Annotated in this window: 18 protein-coding genes; 5 read left to right on the forward strand and 13 right to left on the reverse strand. The window is 62.7% G+C overall.

Going from position 1 to position 21,818, the window contains the following annotated elements:
- The first annotated feature begins 320 nt into the window (after nt 1–320).
- A complete protein-coding gene (locus tag QWI75_RS07255; RefSeq protein ID WP_289268033.1) occupies nt 321–1,784 on the forward strand; it encodes a TolB family protein in 1,464 nt (487 codons plus the stop codon).
- Nucleotides 1,785–1,822: 38 nt separating this feature from the next.
- Here QWI75_RS07255 and QWI75_RS07260 read toward each other — a convergent pair whose 3' ends face one another.
- A complete protein-coding gene (locus tag QWI75_RS07260; protein ID WP_289268034.1) occupies nt 1,823–3,700 on the reverse strand; it encodes a MutS family DNA mismatch repair protein in 1,878 nt (625 codons plus the stop codon).
- Nucleotides 3,701–3,740: 40 nt separating this feature from the next.
- On the opposite strand from QWI75_RS07260, the gene QWI75_RS07265 reads away from it, so the two are divergent.
- The 4 genes from QWI75_RS07265 to QWI75_RS07280 are packed head-to-tail and all read left to right on the forward strand — an operon-like array spanning nt 3,741 to nt 6,796.
- Nucleotides 3,741–4,631 carry a 50S ribosomal protein L11 methyltransferase gene (locus QWI75_RS07265; RefSeq protein WP_289268035.1) on the forward strand — a complete coding sequence of 297 codons (891 nt, stop codon included), beginning with the start codon at nt 3,741–3,743 and terminating at the stop codon, nt 4,629–4,631.
- Nucleotides 4,632–4,678: 47 nt separating this feature from the next.
- Nucleotides 4,679–5,272: an MOSC domain-containing protein gene (locus tag QWI75_RS07270; protein ID WP_289268036.1), complete on the forward strand. Its 594-nt coding sequence runs from the start codon at nt 4,679–4,681 to the stop codon at nt 5,270–5,272.
- Nucleotides 5,273–5,298: 26 nt separating this feature from the next.
- Nucleotides 5,299–5,958: a class I SAM-dependent methyltransferase gene (locus tag QWI75_RS07275; RefSeq protein WP_289268037.1), complete on the forward strand. Its 660-nt coding sequence runs from the start codon at nt 5,299–5,301 to the stop codon at nt 5,956–5,958.
- On the forward strand, nt 5,921–6,796 hold the full coding sequence (locus tag QWI75_RS07280; RefSeq protein WP_289268038.1) for a formylglycine-generating enzyme family protein: 876 nt from the start codon (nt 5,921–5,923) through the stop codon (nt 6,794–6,796). The genes QWI75_RS07275 and QWI75_RS07280 overlap by 38 nt, the downstream gene beginning before the upstream one ends.
- 77 nt (nt 6,797–6,873) lie before the next feature.
- Here QWI75_RS07280 and QWI75_RS07285 read toward each other — a convergent pair whose 3' ends face one another.
- From QWI75_RS07285 to accC, 12 genes are all read right to left on the reverse strand, one after another.
- Nucleotides 6,874–7,653, reverse strand: coding sequence for an alpha/beta hydrolase (locus QWI75_RS07285; RefSeq protein WP_289268039.1), 780 nt, complete (start codon nt 7,651–7,653; stop codon nt 6,874–6,876).
- 52 nt (nt 7,654–7,705) lie between these two features.
- Entirely contained in the window at nt 7,706–8,986 is a 1,281-nt protein-coding gene (locus QWI75_RS07290; RefSeq protein WP_289268040.1) for a hypothetical protein, read from the reverse strand.
- On the reverse strand, nt 8,983–9,783 hold the full coding sequence (thiD, locus tag QWI75_RS07295; protein WP_370693626.1) for a bifunctional hydroxymethylpyrimidine kinase/phosphomethylpyrimidine kinase: 801 nt from the start codon (nt 9,781–9,783) through the stop codon (nt 8,983–8,985). Before thiD ends, QWI75_RS07290 begins: the two co-directional genes overlap by 4 nt.
- Before the next feature lie 168 nt (nt 9,784–9,951).
- Nucleotides 9,952–10,413 (reverse strand): hypothetical protein, encoded by a 462-nt coding sequence (locus tag QWI75_RS07300; protein ID WP_289268042.1) that lies wholly within the window; start codon nt 10,411–10,413, stop codon nt 9,952–9,954.
- Nucleotides 10,414–10,571: 158 nt separating this feature from the next.
- Nucleotides 10,572–12,653: a transporter-like protein gene (locus QWI75_RS07305; protein WP_289268043.1), complete on the reverse strand. Its 2,082-nt coding sequence runs from the start codon at nt 12,651–12,653 to the stop codon at nt 10,572–10,574.
- Nucleotides 12,654–12,958: 305 nt separating this feature from the next.
- Nucleotides 12,959–14,224, reverse strand: coding sequence for an SGNH/GDSL hydrolase family protein (locus QWI75_RS07310; protein WP_289268044.1), 1,266 nt, complete (start codon nt 14,222–14,224; stop codon nt 12,959–12,961).
- Between the two features lie 173 nt (nt 14,225–14,397).
- Entirely contained in the window at nt 14,398–15,066 is a 669-nt protein-coding gene (gene tenA / locus QWI75_RS07315) for a thiaminase II (protein WP_289268045.1), read from the reverse strand.
- Nucleotides 15,067–15,102: 36 nt separating this feature from the next.
- The gene (gene sthA / locus QWI75_RS07320; protein WP_370693627.1) at nt 15,103–16,533 is read right to left on the reverse strand and encodes a Si-specific NAD(P)(+) transhydrogenase; all 1,431 of its coding nucleotides are present in this window, start codon (nt 16,531–16,533) and stop codon (nt 15,103–15,105) included.
- Nucleotides 16,534–16,645: 112 nt separating this feature from the next.
- Nucleotides 16,646–17,329, reverse strand: coding sequence for a thiol peroxidase (tpx, locus tag QWI75_RS07325; protein ID WP_289268047.1), 684 nt, complete (start codon nt 17,327–17,329; stop codon nt 16,646–16,648).
- A 72-nt stretch (nt 17,330–17,401) separates the two neighbouring features.
- Nucleotides 17,402–18,337 carry an alpha/beta fold hydrolase gene (locus QWI75_RS07330; RefSeq protein ID WP_289268048.1) on the reverse strand — a complete coding sequence of 312 codons (936 nt, stop codon included), beginning with the start codon at nt 18,335–18,337 and terminating at the stop codon, nt 17,402–17,404.
- Nucleotides 18,338–18,376: 39 nt separating this feature from the next.
- Entirely contained in the window at nt 18,377–20,143 is a 1,767-nt protein-coding gene (gene oadA / locus QWI75_RS07335; RefSeq protein ID WP_370693628.1) for a sodium-extruding oxaloacetate decarboxylase subunit alpha, read from the reverse strand.
- Nucleotides 20,144–20,345: 202 nt separating this feature from the next.
- Nucleotides 20,346–21,764 (reverse strand): acetyl-CoA carboxylase biotin carboxylase subunit, encoded by a 1,419-nt coding sequence (gene accC / locus QWI75_RS07340; RefSeq protein ID WP_289268050.1) that lies wholly within the window; start codon nt 21,762–21,764, stop codon nt 20,346–20,348.
- Between the last annotated feature and the right edge of the window lie 54 nt (nt 21,765–21,818).

Raw genomic sequence — 21,818 nt, forward strand, 5'->3', positions numbered from 1 at the left:
TCTTGTCCTACTGTCGAAGAAAGTTCAAATGGAACGCGACTTCGCTCTCACGCAGTGAGCCTGGTAGAAGCCTCGGTCAACTGGTGTTGTCCCTAGTAGTAAAGAGCTTTGGATCATCAGAACAATCGACTCCGTCCAAACGGTCCTATGAGCGCTTCGGCTCAGCAATGAACAGAGAGGCGCGTTCCATCATGCAAAAGGGTGGTTCACGTGTTTTTGATGCTGTGCTACCGTGGCCCACGCTTTTCATCGTCGGCTTCCGCTGCGGCGCCCGTCGATCCTGCTACGGCAACTCACCCCTTGCTTGAGGAGAGGACAACATGATGGAGAACTCACGAGGCAGCCTGCACCTTGCCGTTCTGGGCGCGATCGCGATCGGGATCGTCGCATGCAGCGGCGGAGGCGACTCGGGAGCGCCCGCTTCAGGCGGAGGGGGCACGGTGCCGCCGCCCCCCTCGGCGGGCGGTGTCAACGTGGTGTTCGGCCGCGACACCGGAGGCAACGATGATCTCTTTCTGATCAAGAACGATGGGAGCGGATTGGTCCCGCTTGCGACCGGTCCGGAGGATGAGGTGTTTGCGCGACTGGCTGGCGCGCGCATCCTGTATCACAAACGTGCCAATCCGTTTTCACAGCGGGATATCTGGAGCGTGGGGACGGACGGAACAGGAGGCGCCGCGCTGCTGAGTGGTCCGGCGGACGAAGCCGTCGCCGCCGTGAGCGGCACCCGCGTGATCGTGGAAACGGCGCCGGGGCTGGGAATGCCGCGGGATCTCCTGAGCATCGGACTGGATGGGAGCGGGCAGGCGCCTCTGGCCAATACGGCCGACGATGAATATTTCCGTGGGATCATCGGCAACCGGGTCCTGTACGAACGAAACGTCGGCGGACAGACGGATGTATACAGCGTCAACCTCGATGGGTCCGATCCGAAGCCGTTGGCGGCGGACCCGGGGTTCGAGGAATTCGTGGTCGGCAGCGCCGGCTCGCAGGTGATCATTGTGACTCGAGTCGACGTCATGTCACCGGCGAACCTGGTGGCGATCAATGCGGACGGCAGCGGCACGCCGTCCTTGTTGGGGGGCAGCCCCAACAACGAAGTGCTGGGGGCGGTGGTCGGCAATCGAGTCGTCTTCATGCGGTCGGTGGCCTCGCAGTTCGATATCTTCAGCGTCAACCTCGATGGATCGGATGTGAGGCCGCTCAGCGTGAATCCCGACAATGAGTTTGTCGAAGCCATTGCCGGGACGCGGGTGATCTATTCCCGGAACGTGGGCGGCCAGACCGACCTCTACAGCGTCAATGTGGATGGGACGGGCGAGGCTCCTCTGGCCACGACTCCGACGAGCGAGGAACATGCGGCGGCAGTGGTGGGCTCCCGCGTCATTTTCCGGCGTACGATCGGGGCGCAGGACGATCTGTTCAGCATCAACGCGGACGGGTCCGGCATCGAGGCACCTTTGGCGACCGGCCCGGAGGATGAGGACTTTGCCGGCCAGGTCGGGACCCGCGTCCTGTTCCACCGCAACACCGGCGGACCGCTCGGACCGGCCGATCTCTACAGTGTCAATGTGGACGGAACCGGCCTCGTGCCCTTGGCCACCAGCGGCGACAATGAGGCCTTTGCCGGGGCGGCAGGCGATCGCGCCGTTTATGAGAAAAAGACCGGCAACTTTTTCAGCAACAGTCCCCGCGATCTGTTCAGCATCGCGCCGGACGGCAGCGGGCCGGCCATCCCTCTCGGGCAAACGGCGAACGACGAATATTTCGCCAACAGCTTCTAAGCCTCGACGGGGCCTGGGGGCGTAGGGGCTTCTGTCTGTCAAGATTCGGCCGGCGGCGTGGCCGTCGGCACCGGCAGGCCTTCGAGCGCCATGATCCGCAAGGCGTTGGTGGTCGGACAAGGGCCAGGCCGGAGCCTATAGTCAAACGACAGGGCTCCGTTCTCGATCGTTTCCTGGAAATGGACGTTGCTCAATGTGGGAACGGCCGTTTCCAACTCGGCAAGTTCGAGGTCGTGCGTGGTGATCAAGCCAAAACCGTTGTGTGACGCGAGCTCTTGAATGTAGGCCTGGCTGCCGATGAGCCGTTCCCGATTGTTGGTGCCCCGGAAGATCTCGTCGATCAGAAACAGGACCGGAGCGCCGGACCGATCGCGGGCCGCTTCCAGGATCAACTTCAGCCGCTTGACCTCCGCATAGAAGTGCGACAGTCCCTGTTCGATTGAATCCTCCACGCGGATGCAACAGCGCAGCCGCACCCAGCTCCATTCGAACCGCTCGGCGCACACGGGTGCCCCGGCCTGCGCGAGACAGACGTTGATCCCGATGGTCCGGAGAAACGTACTTTTGCCGGACATGTTCGATCCGGTGACGAGCCACAGCCGACCCTGCCCCTGCAACCCGACATCGTTGTTCACCCGCTGCGTCGAAGGAATAAGCGGATGGCCCAGCGACCGGGCGTGGATCGCGCCGTCGGTCTCCTGAGCGTCGCTCAAGACCGGCCAGGCGTAGGTCGGGTGGAGATAGGCAAAGGTGGCGCAGGCGCTGGTGGCTTCGATCTCGGCCAGGATATCCAGCCACTGGGGAAGATGATCTGTAATCCGGCTCTGGAGCCGTTGCAGGCGCCAGATAAAATAGAGATCCCAGGGACCGGGCAGGTTGACCAGGATATGGGCCAAGGGATTGGACCGCACGCTAAGCCCCGCGACGATGCGGGCCGCTTGACGCAGGTGCCGGGAGGGACTGCGATCCGCCTGGACGAGCGGCGCGCAGAGTTCGCGCAGGGCCGCATGCTTGGCCCGCGCGCGGCCTTCGAGATACGCCAATACGGCGCCCAGCTTGTCGAGTTCCACCTGAAGCGAGAGGGCATGTTCAAAGGCCTGCTGGCTCCGTTCGACCATGAGAAAGAGGAACAGATAAAGGGCAAAGCTCAGCACCCAGTAACCGGGCAACCAACCGGCCAAGGAGGCTGCCAACAGACCGATCGTGCCCAGAGAGAACGCCGCCTGGATCGCCAAGAGCAGCGGCAGGGTCGGCCAGCCGGCCGGAGTCAACAATACGGCCTGGAGGCGTCGCCCGTCGATCTCCTGTTCCCCGATCAATAACCCTTCAAGCACCAATCGATCACGACACAGCGTCAAGCGGCTGAGTTCACGGGCCAGGCGTTGCCGGCCGGCCCATTGAGCCCGATCCTGCGGAGGATGCAGCAACCAGGACGTGAGCCGCTCTCGTCCGTTGGACGACACGGTCGTGTCGAGCAGGTGCAGCAGCGAATGCGGGCCCAGGAGATCCAGGTCCTTCGCATAGGGATGGTCGGCGGGGGGCTCATGCTCCCGCCGTGGGATGGCCGGCCAATCCAGATGGAGGCGGGCGAGGTGTGTCTGCTTGACGGTGCGCCAGAGGCGCCACCGGTGCATCCGCTGTTCAAGCCTGTTATGATACGCCGCTACGGCGGCGAACCCGAGCACCAACAGAGCGAGCGCCGTGTTTCCGGCCAGGTACCAGCCGAGCTTGAACAGTGTCACGCAGAGCGCGATCCCGACAAGGAACAGGATGAGACGGGCAGTCGTGAACGTGCGGCTCAGGGCATGATGGTCTGCGATCCGCCGGTCCGCCGCGGCGATCAGCCGCCGGAGGGTCCGTTCGCGTCCGAACGCGGCCTTGGGCGCGAGAGGTTGATGAGGCTGAGGCGGCTTCATGCGGTGGGCAGACCTTACTGATTTCCGTCCGAGGGCGTCAATGGGAACGGGAGTGGAATCCAATTGGATCGATGTGCAGATGCGGACCAGCCTCGATGCCGGTGAGGTGCTCGGCCTGTTGAATGATCCTTCCGTGACCGGCGGCTGGCTGGACGGAGACGGAACGGTTCATTTTTACTGGCCGGCCGGGGAGTGGAGTGGGGAACGGCTCGCCCACCTGCGGGCGGTGCTGCTCCAACTCGGGGACGGCTCGGCGGGTGCATCAATCGAGATCCGGGAAGAGCCGGCGCAGGATTGGAATCGGCTCTGGGCGCAATCAGTCACACCGCTGCGGATCGGACGGCGCGTGCTTATCCGACCGAGTTGGGAGCCGGAGGACGGAGGATCCGACACGATCGAGCTGGTGATCGATCCCAAGCAAGCCTTTGGGACCGGCCACCATGCGACGACGAGCCTGTTGATCGAATGGATCGAAGACTTGGTCGTGGGCGGAATGTCAATTCTGGACGTGGGAACCGGAAGCGGGATTCTGGCGATGGTGGCGCTTCGCTGTGGAGCAGGGCGGGCGGTCGGCTTGGATTGCGACCCGGAAGCGATCGAGTGCGCCAGGGGTTATGCCGCTCAAAATGGGTTTGACGAGGAGACCTTGCGCTTGACCGTGGGACGTCTTACTGCGGAGCTTGTGGAAACCCCGGAGCCCTGGCAACTCGTCCTGGCGAATCTGGATTGCCGGACACTCCTCGAAACCTCAGAGCTTCTGGCCAGGCTGGCGCAGCGGGGCGCGACCCTGCTGTTCTCCGGCATTCTGGTCGAGCAGGAGGAAGAGATCCGCCTGGCCTATGCCGAGCGCGGAGTCTACGGGACGGAGGTCAAGCGGAAGGACGGCTGGGTCGCGTTGCGGCTGCGCGCATCCGAATCCTGTGATGGATGACCATGAAACCTGTCGGGACCTCGTCAGACATCCGGGCAGGATATGGGATGGACCGGGAAATTGACCGATCTGATGCGCTGGGAGAAGGACGGCTTCATCAGATCAATATCTCCGACGGCGGCGTACCCAAGCTGCCCGTGGCGGAGGCGGTGATCACGTCAGATGGAGTCAGCGGCGACCGGCAACGGAACCATTCTGTGCACGGAGGCAGGGACCGCGCCCTGTGTCTGTTTTCGCTCGAACGGCTCGACTCGCTGCGGCAGGAAGGCCACAGTATTTACCCCGGCGCCTCCGGCGAGAACCTCACGTTGGCCGGATTGGATTGGAGCATGGTCAGGCCTGGGGATCGTCTCCGAATCGGCGAGACGGTTGAACTGGAACTTACGAGCTACACGACGCCTTGCCGCTACAACGCCTGCTGGTTCCTTGACGGCGATTACGGCCGAATCTCGCACAAACGCCATCCGGGCTGGAGCCGGCTCTATGCCAAGGTGCTCCGGGAAGGGGTGGTTCGCCAGGGCGATCGGGTAGAACTTGTGGCGCAGGCTAAGGTCAAGGCTGAGGTTGAGAGGAATGGTTCGGGCTCGGCCACGGTTCAATGTGAAACTGAGCCGGAGCCTGAAACGAGACCTCAACCTTAGTCTCAACCTCAACCTGGTTCATTGTCATGGAACGCCAGCTCGAACCAGAACTGATGGACGATCCCGAACAGGCGGCCGCCTATGCGCGCGCCAATTTCGAGTCGGAGAATCAGGGGTTCGTGGATCGGTTCGGCGAATATTTTCCGGACTTCGAAGAAGGACAGGTGTTTGATCTGGGGTGCGGGCCGGCCGATATCCCGGCGAGGTTTGTACGGGCCTACCCCCGCTGCCGGGTGACTGCCGTGGATGCGTCGCCGCCCATGCTGGATCTGGCGCGACAGGCGGTCACCGCTGCCGGATTGTCCGGGCAGATCGTGCTTCACTGCGAACGGATTCAGTCGTTTCGTCCGGCTGAGCAGGCCGATGCGATCATCTCCAACAGCTTGCTGCACCATCTGCCCCATCCGCTTCAATTCTGGCATGCCGTCCGGCGACTGATGAAGCCGGGCGGCGCCGTTTTGGTGATGGACCTGCTGCGGCCGGAATCACCGGAAGCGGCCCAGGCGATCGTCGAGACCTATGCCGCGAATGAAGCGCCGATCCTGAAGCGGGACTTCTACCATTCGCTGCTGGCTGCGTTCACCGAGGACGAGGTGGCGGCCCAACTCACGCAGATGAACCTGACCAGGCTGCTGATTGACGTGGTGGATGATCGGCATTGGATTGTCGGCGGCCGTGTCTATTAAGCGGGTCAGTGCCAAGCTGGTAGGGGTAGGGACTGCGGCGCCGGCGTTGCTGGCCATTGTGGTTATGGTTACGTCGGCCGACGCGCAGCTCGATCGGCTGCGGAAGTTCCGGTCTGAGCCGGGGCCGGCGCCTGTTCAGGATCAGCCGATGGTCACCGTTCCGGCCGGCGCATTCTGGATGGGGCGTGACGGGGCGGAGGCCTTGGAGGACGAGCGGCCCCGCCATGAAGTTTGGCTTGACGAGTTTTTAATCGACCTGCACGAAGTCACGACCGAAGCCTATGCGCGGTTTCTCGCGGAGACTCAACGGCAACCGCCGGCGTTTTGGGAATCGGTGAGCCTCTTGAGGCACGGCACCAGGCCGGTCGTGGGCGTCACCTGGGATGATGCCGCCGCCTACTGCACGTGGAGAGGGGCTCGGCTGCCCACGGAAGCCGAATGGGAGAAGGCCGCGAGAGGGACGGATGAGCGCCGCTACCCCTGGGGCAATCAGAAGCCGACTTCGGACCTGGCCAATTTTGCGTTGGGCGCCCGTTTCAGTTACGACCAGGTTTTGCTCCCCGTCGGACAGTTCCCCAAGGGCAAGAGTCCCTATGGCGTGCTGGACATGGCGGGAAACGTCTGGGAATGGGTCTCCGATTGGTATTTGGGGAATTATTACGAAATGAGCCCGGTGAGGAACCCGGCGGGGCCCGAGCAGGGGCAATTCAAGGTCCTGCGCGGCGGTTCCTGGTCCGACTTGCCGAAATATCTCCTCACCTATGGCCGGTTCAAGCTGTCGCCGAACACGCGAAACAGTTTCACCGGCTTTCGCTGCGCCAAATCGGCCGCGTCTTGAGGCAGCTCTCGCCCATCGTCGTGTCGGACCATTCAAGGCAGCGGGGTTGCGGAGGCGGGTGAATGGCAGCTTGATGGCTAGGACAGATGCCTGACCATCCACTCGGCGATCGCGCGCGTCATGGCGGTGAAATGTTCTCCGGCCGTGAATCCATGGTCGGCGCCCGGCACCACGAGCAGGTGCTTGGGGCCTGACAACGAATCGAGCAGCCGTTCGCTCTGTTGCACCGGCACCAATTCATCGCGGTCGCCGTGGACGATCAAGGTGGGCACGGCGATCCCTGTGGCTGCGCAATATCCATCGTAGAGCCGGCACTCCTCGTAAAAACGATACCGGAGCCTGATGCGGCCGGAACCGCCGGTCACGTCGGGCATCGTGTTGCTTCGCCGCCATTCGTCCAACCCGTCTGAGCCGAACTCCAACTGCAACATGGACGGAAAGTCCGGCACCGGACATTTCAAGGCGAGACAGCGTAATGCCGGTTCACTTGAGGCGGCCTCGGAAGCGGCCAGCAGCGCGATGAGCCCGCCGAAGCTGGAGCCGACCAACCCGAGGCGACGAAAACCTCGTGCGGCCGCCCAGGCCAAGGCGGCCTTGGCTTGATCGAGGGCCAGGCCCACGGTGATGTCCTCGAACGGACCTTCGCTCTCCCCTTGGCCGAAAAAGTCGAACCGGAACGTGGCGATGTGTCGTTCAATCAGGAGCCTCGTGAGCGCCTTGTTCGTCGAGCTGTTCTTGCTGGACAGGAAGCCGTGGCAGAGCAGGGCCACTCGATCCGTCGGCGAGGAGGGAACGGTCAGGATGGCCGCAATCTTATGGCCGGCCTGGTCCGTGAAGAAGTGCGATGTTTCGTTCATGGGTTGGGTGCAGGATGGCGGATCATGAATGGAATGGGACGACGGTCGCTCCCTATTCAGGGGGCCGGTGGCCCAGCAGCAGGCCGATCTTGACCGTCAGGATCGTCAGGCTGATCAACAGCAGGCCAAGCGTGATCCACATGGCCTGTTGGATTGGAGCCTCTGCGAGCGAATAGCGCCAGGTCAGGGATGCGACCAACAGCAGGCCGAGCGTGCCAAGGCAGAGGGTGGCAACCTGCAGGGCGTGCCATCGTTCCGTGACGGGAGTGAAGCTGGCCAGATAGGGCCCTCGCTTCTTGGCGCTGGCCAGTCGTCGGGAGGCCAGGATCTCCGGCAATAGAACGATCGAACCAGCAAACAGGGTCTGCGCGAAAAAACCCAGGAAGGCCAGGTGCGTGTAGGCGATCAGGTGCAGGCTGCCGAAGGGGGCCACCGGCTGCTCTCCCAGTGAATTGAGCGAGACCAGAAGCCCGCCCGCGATCGCGAGCAGCAGAAAACAAGAGGCCAAGACCAGTTGATCCGCTGCCGCATGGCGCGGCTCCGACGCACTCTTCCAGAAGCGGATCATCGACCAGAGGTAGAGCAGGGCGCCGGCCAGCAGAATGGTCCCGGCTGTTATCTGAAGCGGGACCAGGGCCAGGCCGAACCCGGCGAGGAGGACGGCCATGCCTCCAAGGAACAAGGCCGAGCAGAGGCGCGAGAGCCGGTCGTGCCCCGCACTCTTTGTTGTTAGAAGCGGCGCCAGGTGCAGAGTCAGGCCGACCAGGGTGACCACGACAAACAAGGACAGGGTCAGTTGAATATGGGCGAACCGTACCCGAGCGACAAAGGCGGCCGGGATCAGGCCAAAGCAAATGGCCGCTCCCCCGCCGCTGCCGAGGAGCAGGCCTGCCAGCGAGGAGCCGTAGTAGAGCGACGGCGAGGGGAACAGGCCGTGATGGTTCTTGGCCAGACGCAGGGCGTCGCTCAGAAGAGTCAGCACCGGGATCAAGGCGAACAGGCCTGCGATTCCGACAGCGACCCTGTGGGATAATCCAAAGCCGATCAGCATGCCCAGGGTTCCCCCATTGAGGAAAACATAAAGTCCCGGACGGGCGGCAGGGCGCTGCCGGCCGGACGGCAAGGTCGGCGGCAGCCAATGGAGCAGCGCGCCGATCAACATCTGGAGCAGGCCGCCGACCAGCGCGGCGTGGACGTGGATGAGACGGAGCGAGGCCGGCAGGGAGGTGCCGCGGACCAGTCCGATATAGAGCGCGAACCCGAGCAGCGCGGACAGCACCAGCCAGGCCAATCCGGTGAGCAGAAAGGCCAATGGCCCCAGCGCCCCCTTCATTGAGCGCCGTTCCCCTGAAGAAAGTAGAAGTGGTTGGTCGGCCCCTTGCCGTGACCGATGGCCAGACTGTGTCTGATGGCCTCCGTGACGTAGGTCTTCGCGGCTTGGACCGCGTCCGGCACGGATTTCCCCCTTGCCAGTTGCGCGGTGATCGCCGAGGCAAAGGTGCAGCCGGTGCCGTGCGTATGGGTCGTGTCGATGAACTCGCCCTTGTAGATCTGGAAGAACCGGCCGTCGTACAAGAGGTCCGTGCCCCGTTCTGCGATCAGATGACCGCCCTTGATAAGGACGTGGTGGCAGCCGAATTGGGCAATGACCTTGGCCGCACGCCTGGCGTCGGCCAGGGTTTTGATCTCGATGCCCGACAACTGTTGCGCCTCGTGAACGTTGGGCGTCACGAGCAGCGCCAACGGAAAGAGATCTTTGGTCAGGGCCTCCACGGCCTCGGGCTTCAACAGAGCCTGGCCGCTCTTGGAGATCATGACCGGGTCCACGACGAGCTGCCCGACTTGCTGCGGCTTGAGCAGGCGGACCACCGTGGAAATGACGGCCGCGGAGGACAACATGCCGGTCTTCACGGCCGCGATCTCAAAGTCGTCGAACACGGCATCCAACTGCGCGGCGATGATCGAGACGGGCAACTCGAACACGTCCGTGACTTCCTCCGTGTTCTGGGCCGTGACGGCCGTGATCACGGACAGGGCGAACACGCCGTTGGCGGACATGGCCTTGATGTCGCCTTGGATGCCGGCGCCGCCTCCCGAATCGGACCCGGCGATGGTCAAGACCTGTTTCAACACGTTCATGGGCTGTAGTCCTTGGTGATCGAAACAGACGGTTGCGCGGTCGGATTATGCAGAGCAGGCCATGCGATGCTCGACCTTCCGGATACGCAGAATCTGAAGTTCCGAACGAGTATCAGGGCACATTATACTCAGCGATATCGCGCTGTCCAGCGGAGGCCATCACGGTTCTCGCGCGATCTCGACCCGCAGAATCGTGTTGCCCAGATAATGCAGGCGGACCAACAGCCCTTCGCGGATCACGCCCCCTTGGCTGGCCGGTTGATGGTAGCCGCCGGACGGCACGAAGTCGGAGTAATGGAAGCCCGCGCCGTTAACGAAGAAGGACTCGAAGCCGTGCCCGTCGTGCATCCGAAACTCATAGTTGGAGACATGGCCCTCCACGACCTGTGTCTGTTGCCTCGCCAGGGCCTGGGTCAATCGGTAATGGTCCAGCACCTGCTTGAGACACCAGAAGAGGCCCATGATCATCAAGGCGATGCCGACGACTCGCCAGGAACGGGAGCTGCGGCAGAAGCGAAGCGCGAGGACGACCGCGCCCAGGACGAACCCGGTGGCCCCCACGATCAGGACCGGCCAGGGAAACGTCTGCCACGAAATCTCGAAGACGGTTTCGTAGGGCATGGGGTCGGGGAATCGTGAAACGTTAAGCGTCAATCGTCATTGGTCGCTCGCAAGACGTGAGGCGTGAAACGTGAGACGTAAGAGGAAAGACCGCGCAGATACCCACAGAGCTTGCGTTGTTCCTCTCGCGTCTGACGTCTCACCTTTGACGCGACGGGTCAGGGGGTAGCTTGCGCGTCGGGGGCCGGCAATGTCTCGCGCGGCGGGAGAATAAAGTCGCGCGGTTGGTTCACGAGGCGCCGCAGGAGGCGGCGGCCCAACTCGATGATCTCCGAACGTTGAACCTCGTAAGCCCGCAGCGCGGTCATCAACGACAGCAGAAAGCTCACGCCGAGGTTCAACACGAACATCGTCGCCACGCCAGCCATAGCCTTGAGAAACCACCCTTCGCGATACCACTCCACGTCGAGGGAGGCGCTGGCGAGCGCCAAGGTGCCGGTGGACAGCGTGACGTGTCGGACGTCGAGCGGCAGGCCGAAAAAGGCGCCGAGGGCGGGCGTCATCCCCAGCATCATCCCGAGGGAAATGTTGGTGCCCCAGCCGCCGATGTTGTGGGCAATGTGGTCGGCCAGCCGCTGGAGGCGCACGGCGCCGAGGCGGCTGCCCCATCGATGTTCCGCCAAGGCTTGCGGCAGCCGGTGATACACGGCCCAGTTTTCAATCCATCCGCCGGCGAGGCTGGACAGCCACAGGATCACGCCGGTCAGGGCGGCAAACATCACCGTGCCGCTGTCGAGCGGGCTGAGCGTGTGGTACACGTGCTCGGCCGCGTCGAAGTCCAGCAGCGGCCGGCCGACAATCACGCGCCAACAGCCGACCAGCGCATAAGCCGCCAGCGACACGACCACGACGTTGCTGACGGCGGCGGCAATTTGGGAATGCGAGATCTTGGTCATGAAGTCCACGATGCGGTCCAGCCGGGCCGATCCTCGCTGATCGCGCATGATCGTGGCCAGGGTCGCCGCCGTCATCGCCGGCTGTTTCGTGGCCAACATCAAGCCGAAGGTTTGCATGAGCATGAAACTGACGGCGTAATTCAGCCCGTAGGCAAACCCTTCCAGAAACGGAGCCAGCGCCAATCCAAAGATCAGCATCTTGAAGGCCGCGGTGAACGAAGTCAGGATACCTCCGCCGGCCGCGGCCACCCAGATATGCCGATACTCCTCGCGGTCCTGCGCGATGTAGTGCTCGCCAGTCTGGCCGGACCGATCCACGATCTTTTTATGCAACAGCCTGGTGCTGGCCTTCGCGAGGTAGGAGGCGCTGCAATCCTGCAGGCTGGCCTGGATCAGATCGGTGAGAAAGGTGTGAAGGGTCATGGCGTATTGGTTGTCATCACGGGCGGTGATGATGTCCAGCATGTTGTCCATGCGGCGCAGGCAGTATTGCAGCACGTCCAGCCCATACACGATATCGACGCTGACGCCGGTGGTTTCCAAGTGGCGCTGAATCCATCGCATTTCGTTCCGGCAAGCGGACAGCTCGCGCCGCCATTCCAGCGCGAGGGCCTCAAGCTCGCCGCCCTGCTGCCATGCCGTCACAAGCTGTTCGCTGAGCTGCGCCAGCCGGTAGAAGGGAGAGAGCGTGACCTCGTCCGGACGATGGCTTCGAGCGCGCAATTTTTCCGAGAGGCCTTGGCCTTGCACCCGGATGGCCAACAGGCGAAACCCGTCGGCAAAGGCCTTGCGAAGCGCCTTCACCTGCTCCGGCGTGGACCGGGGCGTCAAGGCGCGAACGATGCGGGCGAACAGCGGGGGCGGAATGTCCGAGAACCACTGGACTTCGACCGGGTGGCGATACTGGCGCTGGAGGAGATGCGAGAGGTCCCGGTCGTTGCGAAGCGTCGGGAGGATCTTCCGCACCACCCGGTCGGCGAATTCGACCACGAAGCCCCGGTCGCAGGGCAGGCCAGACTCGCCGAACAGGGTGACCGCATTCGTTTCCTGGAGGATGTTATCGATCGCGTCCTGGACGCGAGCGCGGACTTCCGGGACCCGTTCCAGCACGTCGAGCAGCAACTCCCAATAGAGGTAGGCCTCCCGCCACTTCATGCGGATGCCGAGGAGGCGGATGCTCGAACTAGTACCCAGGCGAGTCCAGTGAATCAGGCGGAGCCAGGCATCCAATCGCTCGGCCAGCGAGGGGGCGGTGACGAATGCCTGAAGGTGATCGGCCAACGCCCGCTTGGCCTCGTTTTCTTCGCTCTGCGGCCCGAAGAACGCAAGCACTTGCTCGCGCACCGACGGTAGGCCTGACGGTGGCGCCGCATCAGCGGAAGTGGTCGAAGACGAGGGCGATGAGGTCGTCATGGCTCAAGGAAGAACGAACGACTCGGCTACGTTCCCGAAGTCGATATCGGCGGTTTGAGGTTACCATACTCGGCCGCCGGCAGGACAAGGGGTGGGCGGTGGAAACACACTCCTCCTAAACGCGCGGCAGAGGCTGGTGGGCGAACGCTTCAGTGAACAAGCGAGCAATGCAAGTTTGGTTCACGGTCAGCAGCAACGGCGAGACAGGCGGTGGCCTGCAATGGGCCGGGTGTGGCTCACGAGCGAGCCTGCATCACTTGTTGAATCCGCGTCAGCTCCCGCCGAGCCTGTTCTCGAATCTGCGGCCGAGTAAACCGCCTTTCTTCCTGTAGGGATTTCAGGAGAGCGTCCGCGACGATCTTGTTGCCGAGCGGGGAGAGATGGCCCCAGGTGCCGACCGTCAGGTCTTCCGTCTTGACCCGTCGGTCGTACTGAATAAAGGCATCGAGGACGTCGATGTGGCGATACCCCTTGGCCTTGAAGACATCGAGGAGCGGTTCATAGCGGCGCGGCGCTTGACGATGGTATCGATCGAGATCGCCAAGGTCAGGATAAATCAGGATCACCGGGAGCGATTGGTGAGTTAAGGCCTCACGATAAAATGCGTCGAAGATCTTCACGGTCAGCGCAAATGCCTCTGAATGGACGTTGTACATGCCGTCGGCGCGGAAGATTCCATCCCATCGGGTGCTTGCGGCATGCCAAGCCATGCGGGCCAGGCGCACACTGCGAAGCCAATCGAAAGGGCTGGGGTGGTAGTGCGTTCGGTAGAAATAGTCATCATGCCCGATCTCCGCAAGCACCTCCCGATCATGAGTCAGTAGCCGCTCATATGAAGACACGGTCGAAAGAGGGTTCGGGAGCAGGACCAGTTCCGCCTCTCGCACGACAAACCGCGGCTTCGTGAAGAGGTGGGACCAATATAAGCGATGATAGAACGGGCGGAAGACGTTCACATTCCGGCGGATATTCTCCGACATGAACCCGATGACCACGATGTCGGAGCCGAAGCGGGCTCCCTCGGTGTGATAGCGCAGGTAGGCTTGATCGAGGCCATAGGCGGGAACCGCGAAGTTCAACACCTCCAGTCGAGGATCACTGCGGCCGAGCTGCTCCTCCCAGGTATCGCGATCGAGGACCTCGCTGCCGAACGTAAACGAGTCCCCGAAGGCGGAGATCCGAAGGATATCGGGCGCCGGCTCTAGAGTGTATTCCCTCTTGCCCCGGATTCCCTGACTGTTGCTCGTAAAGTCCTGCGTTGTGTTGGCCTTTGGCACAGTCCATCCCAAGGTTGGATGATGACTGCCGAACGTACCGGCCGTTCGGTATTCGTCGAGGCGGAGGCGAAGGCGTGTCCGCTGTTCGTCGGACAATGAGGCGCTCAGGGGAGCATAGGAGATACCAAAGGTCGAGAGCACATAAAGCGCGAGGTACGACATGCCCTCAAGCGAAGCAAAAAGCAGCAGGCAGGTCAGGAGTGAGGTGGTGATTAGCCTTCGCATGCGCTGGTCGATAGGTCGACTCTACCTCCCTGGCCCTTGTTACGCTAAGGTTGGGACAGAAGGCTCGCGACGCGTCCGTTGCGTCGCCACTCTAGGAGGTGTCCTTCCATGTCCCGTCATCCTGCGGCCTCTGCGAGCGCGCGAGACGATCCTGCCCTTACCCGTTCCACTCCTCAGACCGGCCATTCCTCCTCCGTCCATGCCATCTCCCAAAACATCCACTCATAGCGCGAGCTGATCACGAAAGCTTCCTCCATGCGGCGACGTTCTTCGCGTCCGGCTGTCTTGGCCCATTGGTCCACCTTGGCCCGCATCCAGCGTTGCACCTCCGCAAATTCGGGCGAGGCATAGAGCATCAGCCAGTTGCGATAGGGATGGCTCTTCTTGGGCGGGCCCTGTTTGAGCAGGTGCTGGCCGACCACGCAATAGATCCAGGCGCAGGGGAGAGCGACGACCGCGATCTCGCAGGCGGAGCCGGCTGCCGCCACCGCAAGCATGTGGCGGGTATAGGCGTAATTGGTCGGTGCCATCGGCACGGAGGTCATTTGCGTAGCCGTCATCTTCCACTGTTTACCGTAACTTTCATGAAGGCTCCGTTCCACGACGATCGTCTCTTCCGACAGCTTGGTGAAGCGCAGAGCTGATTCCGAATCGGGAGCCCGTTGCGCGCCGGCCGCAAAGACGCGGGCGAGGTCGCTGAGAAACCGAGCGTCCTGCAGGATGTAGTAGCGGAACTTCCGCTCGGGCAACGTGCCGTTCCCCAACGCGACAACGAACGGATGGCGGAGTTGCGCTTTCCAGATGGGCTCGGCCAGTTTGCGCAAGTGAGCTGAAAACGACATGAATGACTCCCGCTTAACGAATGACGTTTGACGGTTTTAGACTCGCGGCGCCCAGGGGCGTGGAAGCCGGTTCATGCCGTCCAGCGCGGCCACGCGGTAACATTCGGCCAGGGTCGGATAGTTGAAGACCGTATCGACGAAGTACTCGATCGTGCCCTTGAGCGCCATGACCGCCTGGCCGATGTGGATCAATTCCGTGGCCCCTTCGCCGATCGCATGGACCCCCAGCAGGTCTCGGGTCTTGGGGTGAAAGAGCAGTTTCAGCATGCCGGTTTCATCCCCGATCAATTGGCCCCGCGCGATCTCGCGATAGCGGGCGATCCCCACGGCGTAGGGAATGCCCGCCTGGGTGAGCTCATCTTCATTCCTCCCGACCATGGAAATTTCCGGGATGGAATAGATGCCGTAAGGCAGCAACGTGGTTTCCACCTGACTCGGCAATCCGAACGCATGGCAGGAGGCCAGCCGTCCCTGTTGCATGGAGGTCGAGGCCAGCGCCGGGAACCCGATGATGTCGCCGACCGCATAGATGTGCGGCACCTCGGTTTGAAAGTACTTGTTGACCTTGATCCGGCCCCGGTCGTCCGGCGTGATCCCCACCGACTGGAGATTCAGTCCATCGGTCGCCCCCATGCGGCCCACGGAATAGATGACGGTGGAGGCCGGGATCTCCTTTCCGCTTCGGAGCCGCACGATGACTTGCTCGTCGTCTTGTTTGTCGATGGCCACGACTTCTTCGTTCAGCCGCGGCCAGACCCCGATGCTGCGCATGTGGTACTGCAAGGCTTCGATAATCTCGGCGTCCACGAATTCCAGCAGCCGCGGCCGCCGCTCGATGAGCACGACGTGAATGCCCATGGCCGCCAGGATCGAGGCGTATTCGGTGCCGATCACGCCGCCGCCGATGATCGTGAGCGATTTCGGGAGGCGCTTGAGCGTCAGCAGGCCGTCCGTGTCGATCACGGTCTGGTCATCAAAGGGAATGTGGGACGGTCGGGCCGGCTTGGTTCCGACCGCGATCACGATGAAGTCGGCTGTGTGTTCGAGCGGATCGCCGGGACCCGGTGATCCCGGCGGTCCGCCGGCCTGGTGAATATGCAGGCAGTGGTCGTCGAAGAACCGCGCGGTCCCGAAGATCATGTCCACGCGGTTGCGCTCCATCTGATTCTGAATGACCTCCACCTCGCGCTTGATGACGTAGTTGGCGCGGAAGGTCAGGTCCTCCATCGTGATGTCGTGCTTGACGCGATAACTCTGCCCATAGAGCCCGCGCTGGTGGAAGCCGGATAGGAACAGCACCGCTTCGCGAAGGGATTTGCTCGGAATCGTGCCGGTGTTGAGGCAGACCCCTCCCACGACCTCGCGTCGGTCGATAAGGCCGACTTTTTTCCCGAGCTTGGCGGCTTGGATCGCGGCCTTTTGCCCGGCCGGCCCGCTGCCGATCACCAGCATGTCGTAGTGCGCCATAACGTTCCCGGCGGGATGCTGCGTCAATCGTCATCCGTCAATCGCATTGCGACGAAGGGAATCGCCGCTCCGCCACGTTGACGACTGACCCATGACGAGTGACGAGGACCCATCAGCTTGCGTTGATCAGCGAGCGCGCGTATCGGAATGCTTCATCCATGTCGGGGAGCTGGCCCAGGTCCGGCGTCAACTGGAGATGGCGGACGGTGTTGTCCTTGTCCACGACCATAATCGCCCGGGTCAGGATGTGCGGATCTTTCAGAAAGAGGCCGTGGGCCTTGCCGAACGCGGCCTCTCGGTAATCGGACAAGAAGGTCACATTGTTGATCTTGGCCTCCTCCGCAAAACGCTTCTGCGCGAAAGGGGTATCGACGCTGATCGTGATGAGCTCGATCATGCGGTCCAAGCCGTTGTTCTTTTCGCTCAGGTAATGGGTTTGCTGTTCACAGACCTTGGTGTCGAGCGACGGCACCACGCTGATGATGCGCACCTTGCCCTTTCCGTCCGTGCCGGCTATATGGACCAGCGACAGGTCCGGCTTGGTGACCAGCGCGTCCCGCAGTTTATCCCCCGCCTTGATCTCCGGACCGGACAAAGGCATGGCCTTTCCGAACAGGGTGACGCTGTGTCCATCCCCCGCCATGGCCGAGGCTTGGGATACCGGCAAGTTCTTATACATGAATCCCGAGTCCGCGGATTTGCCCATCCCTGCGCATCCGGTACCGGCCATGAGGAACCCGGCCGCGATCAAGGATACAGGACGAAGGTATGCAGGCACGATCATGATCCGTCGCATAAGCTGCCTCCTCTTCAATTGGTCAGGTGGAACCGGAACCGATCCCATACTGTGACGGGGTTCCGCATCATGTCAAGATTTCAGAAACGCGCGGATCGCGTGGTTGACGGTCTCCGGTTGTTCCCATTGCGGGATGTGGCCGGCGCGCGGAACCAGCACGAGGCGCGATCCGGTGATCGTCTCGGACAACGTCCGTCCGACTGCGGGCGGGAAGATCCGGTCCTCATGGCCCCAGATGATCAGCGTGGGCTGCCGGATCTCGCTCAGGCGGGGCGCGTACTGTGACTCCCACTCCGGCAAGGTCTTGCCGATGGCCAGTATCGGTCCGATGATCCCCGGCTGCCGCCGGTTGCGACCGGATCGATCGAGCACGGCGGGGGTAATCATCGACTGGTCGTAGATAATCTCCCGCAGGACTCTTTCACCGACGGAGGAGCCGAAGAGCTTGGCGCCCAACTCGGCGAACCAGGTCGGAACCGAGGAATCCAGCCCCTTGCGCACCAACGGACTGGCGAGTTGGCCCTTGATGTCGGCCGGCAAGCCGCCGATGAGCACCAATCGCTCCACCCGTTCCGGCGCGGTCAGCGCCACGGCGAGCGCCACCCCGGCCCCCATGGAATTGCCGATCAACGTGGCCTGCGGAATATTCAACTGGTCCATAAAGCCCAGGAAAAACCGCAGTACCTCCTCCGGGCGGTACTCCAACGCCGGCTTGTCGGAAAACCCGGAGCCCAGGAGATCGACCGTAATGACGCGATAGCCGTGGTGCGAGAGGACCTGCTGGTATTCCCATTGCCACAGCGATCCGCCGAATCCGTGGATCAGGATCAAGACCGGTCCGGTTCCCTGGTCAAGATAGGCCAGCCGGTACCCGTCGACTTCGACGGTCTGCACGGGTATGCGGGAGAAGGCTTCGAACCACTGGGGGATCTGCGGACTGGAACAGGATGCGAGCAAACAGAGGGCCAGGAAGGGGCAGAGGGTCAGAATGAGGGTCGGCTGGTTCACTCGACGAAATCGAGCGGGGATCGCTGTATGCCCGTGGCGCTATTCCAACTGGACGAGCGTTTCGTCCGTCTTGACGTTGTCGCCCTCGGCGGCATGGACCGCGGTGACGCGGCCGTCGATCGGGGCGGGCACCCGGCTCTCCATCTTCATGGCTTCGATGATCAGCAGGGGATCGCCGGCCTTGACAACATCGCCCACCGACACGAGCACCTTCACGACCCGGCCTGGCATGGGGGGCGCCACGTCCCCCGGCTTGAGCGGCTTGGGGCGCTTCGGTGTTTTCGAAGGTTGGCTGTCGGCCGCCTCGGGCACGCCGGCCAGCACTTCCTGGAGCGGCTCCAGCGTCACTTCCTCCAGCTTTTCATTGACGCGGATGTAATAGGGGCGCTTCCCGTCCACCTTGCGGCCGGAACCCGAGACGTGGATGTGATAGGTCTCGCCATGGACGGTGACCAGGAACTCCGCCGGCGCCAGGTGCAGCTCCGCCGCGGCGCTCGGTCCTTTTTCTGAGCGGGGCGTCAACTCCTCCGGTTTGAGCTCGCCCCGCGCCCGTTCTTCGAAGAACTCCCGCGCGATGGCGGGGAAGAGGGCGAACGACAACTGGTCTTCGAGCGTGGCAGCCGTCTCCGGCATTTCCTCGGCGAGCTTCTCCAACTCCGGCTCCAGCCGATCGGCGGGACGTCCGCGAATCGGCTCCTCGTCGCCGATGGCCTTGGCCTGGATCTCGCGATCCACGGGACCGGGGGCCTTGCCGTAGAGACCGAGGAAATAATTCTTGGTCTCGTTCGTGATGACTTGGTACCGCTCGCCGGTGAGGACGTTCAGCGTGGCCTGGGTGCCGACGATCTGGCTCGTGGGCGTCACCAGCGGCGGATAGCCCATCTCCTTCCGCACGCGCGGCACCTCGTCGAGCACTTCCTTCATGCGGTCCAGCGCGTTTTGTTCGGTGAGCTGAGCGGCCAGGTTCGACAGCATGCCCCCGGGAATCTGGGACGTGAGGATCTCGGCATCCACGCCCGTGAAGTCGCTCTCGAACTGCTGGTACTTCCGACGCACCGTCCGGAAGTGGTCGGCGATCGGCTCCAGACGGCGCAGATCGAGCCCGGTGTCGTATGGCGTCCCGCGAAGGGCGGCTACCAGCGTTTCGGTCGGCGGATGAGACGTGCCACCGGCCAACGGAGAGATGGCCGTGTCCAGCATGTCCAACCCGGCCAGGATAGCCATGAACGAGGCCATGGAAGCCATGCCGGAGGTATAGTGCGTGTGCAGATGGATCGGGACGCTGACGGAAGACTTGAGGCGCTTGACCAGCCGATAGGCCTCCAGCGGGGCCAGCAACCCCGCCATGTCCTTGATGCAGAGGGTGTCCGTCCCCATGTCCTCGAACCGCTTGGCCAGGTCCACGAAGCGGTCGAGGCTGTGGACCGGGCTGACGGTGTAGCAGATCGCGGCTTCCGCATGCTTGCCGTTGGCCTTGACCTCGCGAACCGCGCGATCGACGTTCCGCACGTCGTTCAACGCGTCGAAGATCCGAAAGACGTCGATGCCGTTGGCTGCGGACCGTTCGATGAATTTCTCCAGCACGTCGTCGGCGTAATGCCGGTACCCGACGATGTTCTGTCCCCGCAGCAGCATCTGGAGCCTAGTGTTCGGCATGGCTTCCCGCAACGCGCGCAGCCGTTCCCAGGGATCTTCCTTGAGAAAGCGCAGGCAGGTGTCGAAGGTCGCCCCGCCCCAGACCTCCAGCGACCAGTAGCCGACTGCGTCGAGCTTCTGGGCGATGGAGAGCATGTCTTCGGTCCGCATCCTGGTGGCCAGCAAGGATTGGTGGCCATCGCGCAACGCCACGTCCGTGATGTGCAGGGTCTTGCCGGGAGCGGCCTGGACGCGGAGCGGAGCGGCCTCTTCCTTGCGCGGCCGGCTTGGCCGCGCGCTGCGCGGGGTCGGACTCGGACGGGACGCCTTCTTCTTCGATGCGCGTGCCATGACGGGGTTCGGGGGAAGTCGATTAGAGTCCTTCGTGGGCGGCGATGGCGGCGGAGATGGCGAGCACCAGATCCTCCGGCTCGATCGTTTCCTCGTAATCGAGCAACTGGGGATGGGTCTCGATGTAGGAGGTATCGAATCGTCCTTCCCGGAAATCCGGGTCCTGCATGATCGCCTTCATATAGGGGATCGTCGTTTTCACGCCGCGGAGCACGTACTCCTCCAGCGACCGGTGCATGCGGCTGACGGTTTCCTCCCAGGTCCGTCCCCGGACGGTCAACTTGGCCAGCAGCGGATCGTAATAGGGGGAAATGGTGTAGTCCTTATAGACTGCGCCATCGATCCGCACGCCGATGCCTCCGGGGGAGAGATAGGCGGTCACGGTCCCGGTGCAGGGCCGGAAGTTGTTTTTCGGGTCCTCAGCATTGATCCGGCATTGAATGGCGTAGGCGATGAAGTGCACGTCCGATTGAGTCACGTCGAGCGGCTCGCCGGCGGCGATCGTGATTTGCGCCCGCACGATGTCGATGGCCGTGATCTGCTCCGTGACCGTATGCTCCACCTGCACGCGCGGATTCATCTCGATGAAATAGTAACGGCCCTCCTGATCGAGCAGAAACTCGACGGTCCCGGCATTGTCGTAATCCACCGCCTTTGCCAGTCTGGCTGCCGCGGCGCCCATTTCTTCCCGAAGAGCCGGCGTGAGGACCAGAGACGGCGCGATCTCGATCAGCTTCTGGTGGCGGCGCTGGATCGAACAGTCTCGTTCACCGAGATGAATGATGTTGCCGTGACGATCGCCCAAAATCTGAAACTCGATATGGTGGGGGCGCTCGATGTACTTTTCGATGAAGATGCTGCCATCCCCGAACGAAGCCAGGGCTTCGCGCGAGCAGGTGTCCATCTGGTCGCGGAGTTCGTCGTCGGAGCGCACCACCCGCAGCCCTCGCCCTCCTCCGCCGGCGCTGGCCTTGATGATCACGGGATAGCCGATCTTTTGCGCGAAGCGCAGCCCCTCGCGAACGTCCGAGATCCCTCCCTCGGTTCCCGGCACGATCGGCACGCCCACGCTCTCCGCCAACTTGCGGGCTTCGACCTTGTTCCCCATCAGATGAATCGCCTGGGGGGACGGTCCGATGAAGGTGAGGTCCGAGGCTTGGCACAGGCTGGCGAATTCGGCGTTCTCGGCCAGGAACCCGTACCCCGGGTGAATGGCATCCGCGCCGACCCGTTTGGCCAAGGCCACGATCTGGGGCCCGTCCAGAAAGCCTTTGACCGGTCCCGGTCCGACCTGGTAGGCCTCGTCGGCCTTTTTGACATAGATGCCGGTGGAATCGGCTTCGGAATAGATGGCGACGGTCGGGATGTTCAGTTCGCGGCACGCGCGGATGATGCGCATGGCGATCTCGCCCCGATTGGCCACCAGGATCTTCTTAAACATCTTGAACCAATAGAATATCTCTGGACGGCCCGCCGATGCGCAGGTGCCGCCCAA

The sequence above is a fragment of the Nitrospira tepida genome, assembly GCF_947241125.1.
Classification (GTDB): domain Bacteria; phylum Nitrospirota; class Nitrospiria; order Nitrospirales; family Nitrospiraceae; genus Nitrospira_G; species Nitrospira_G tepida.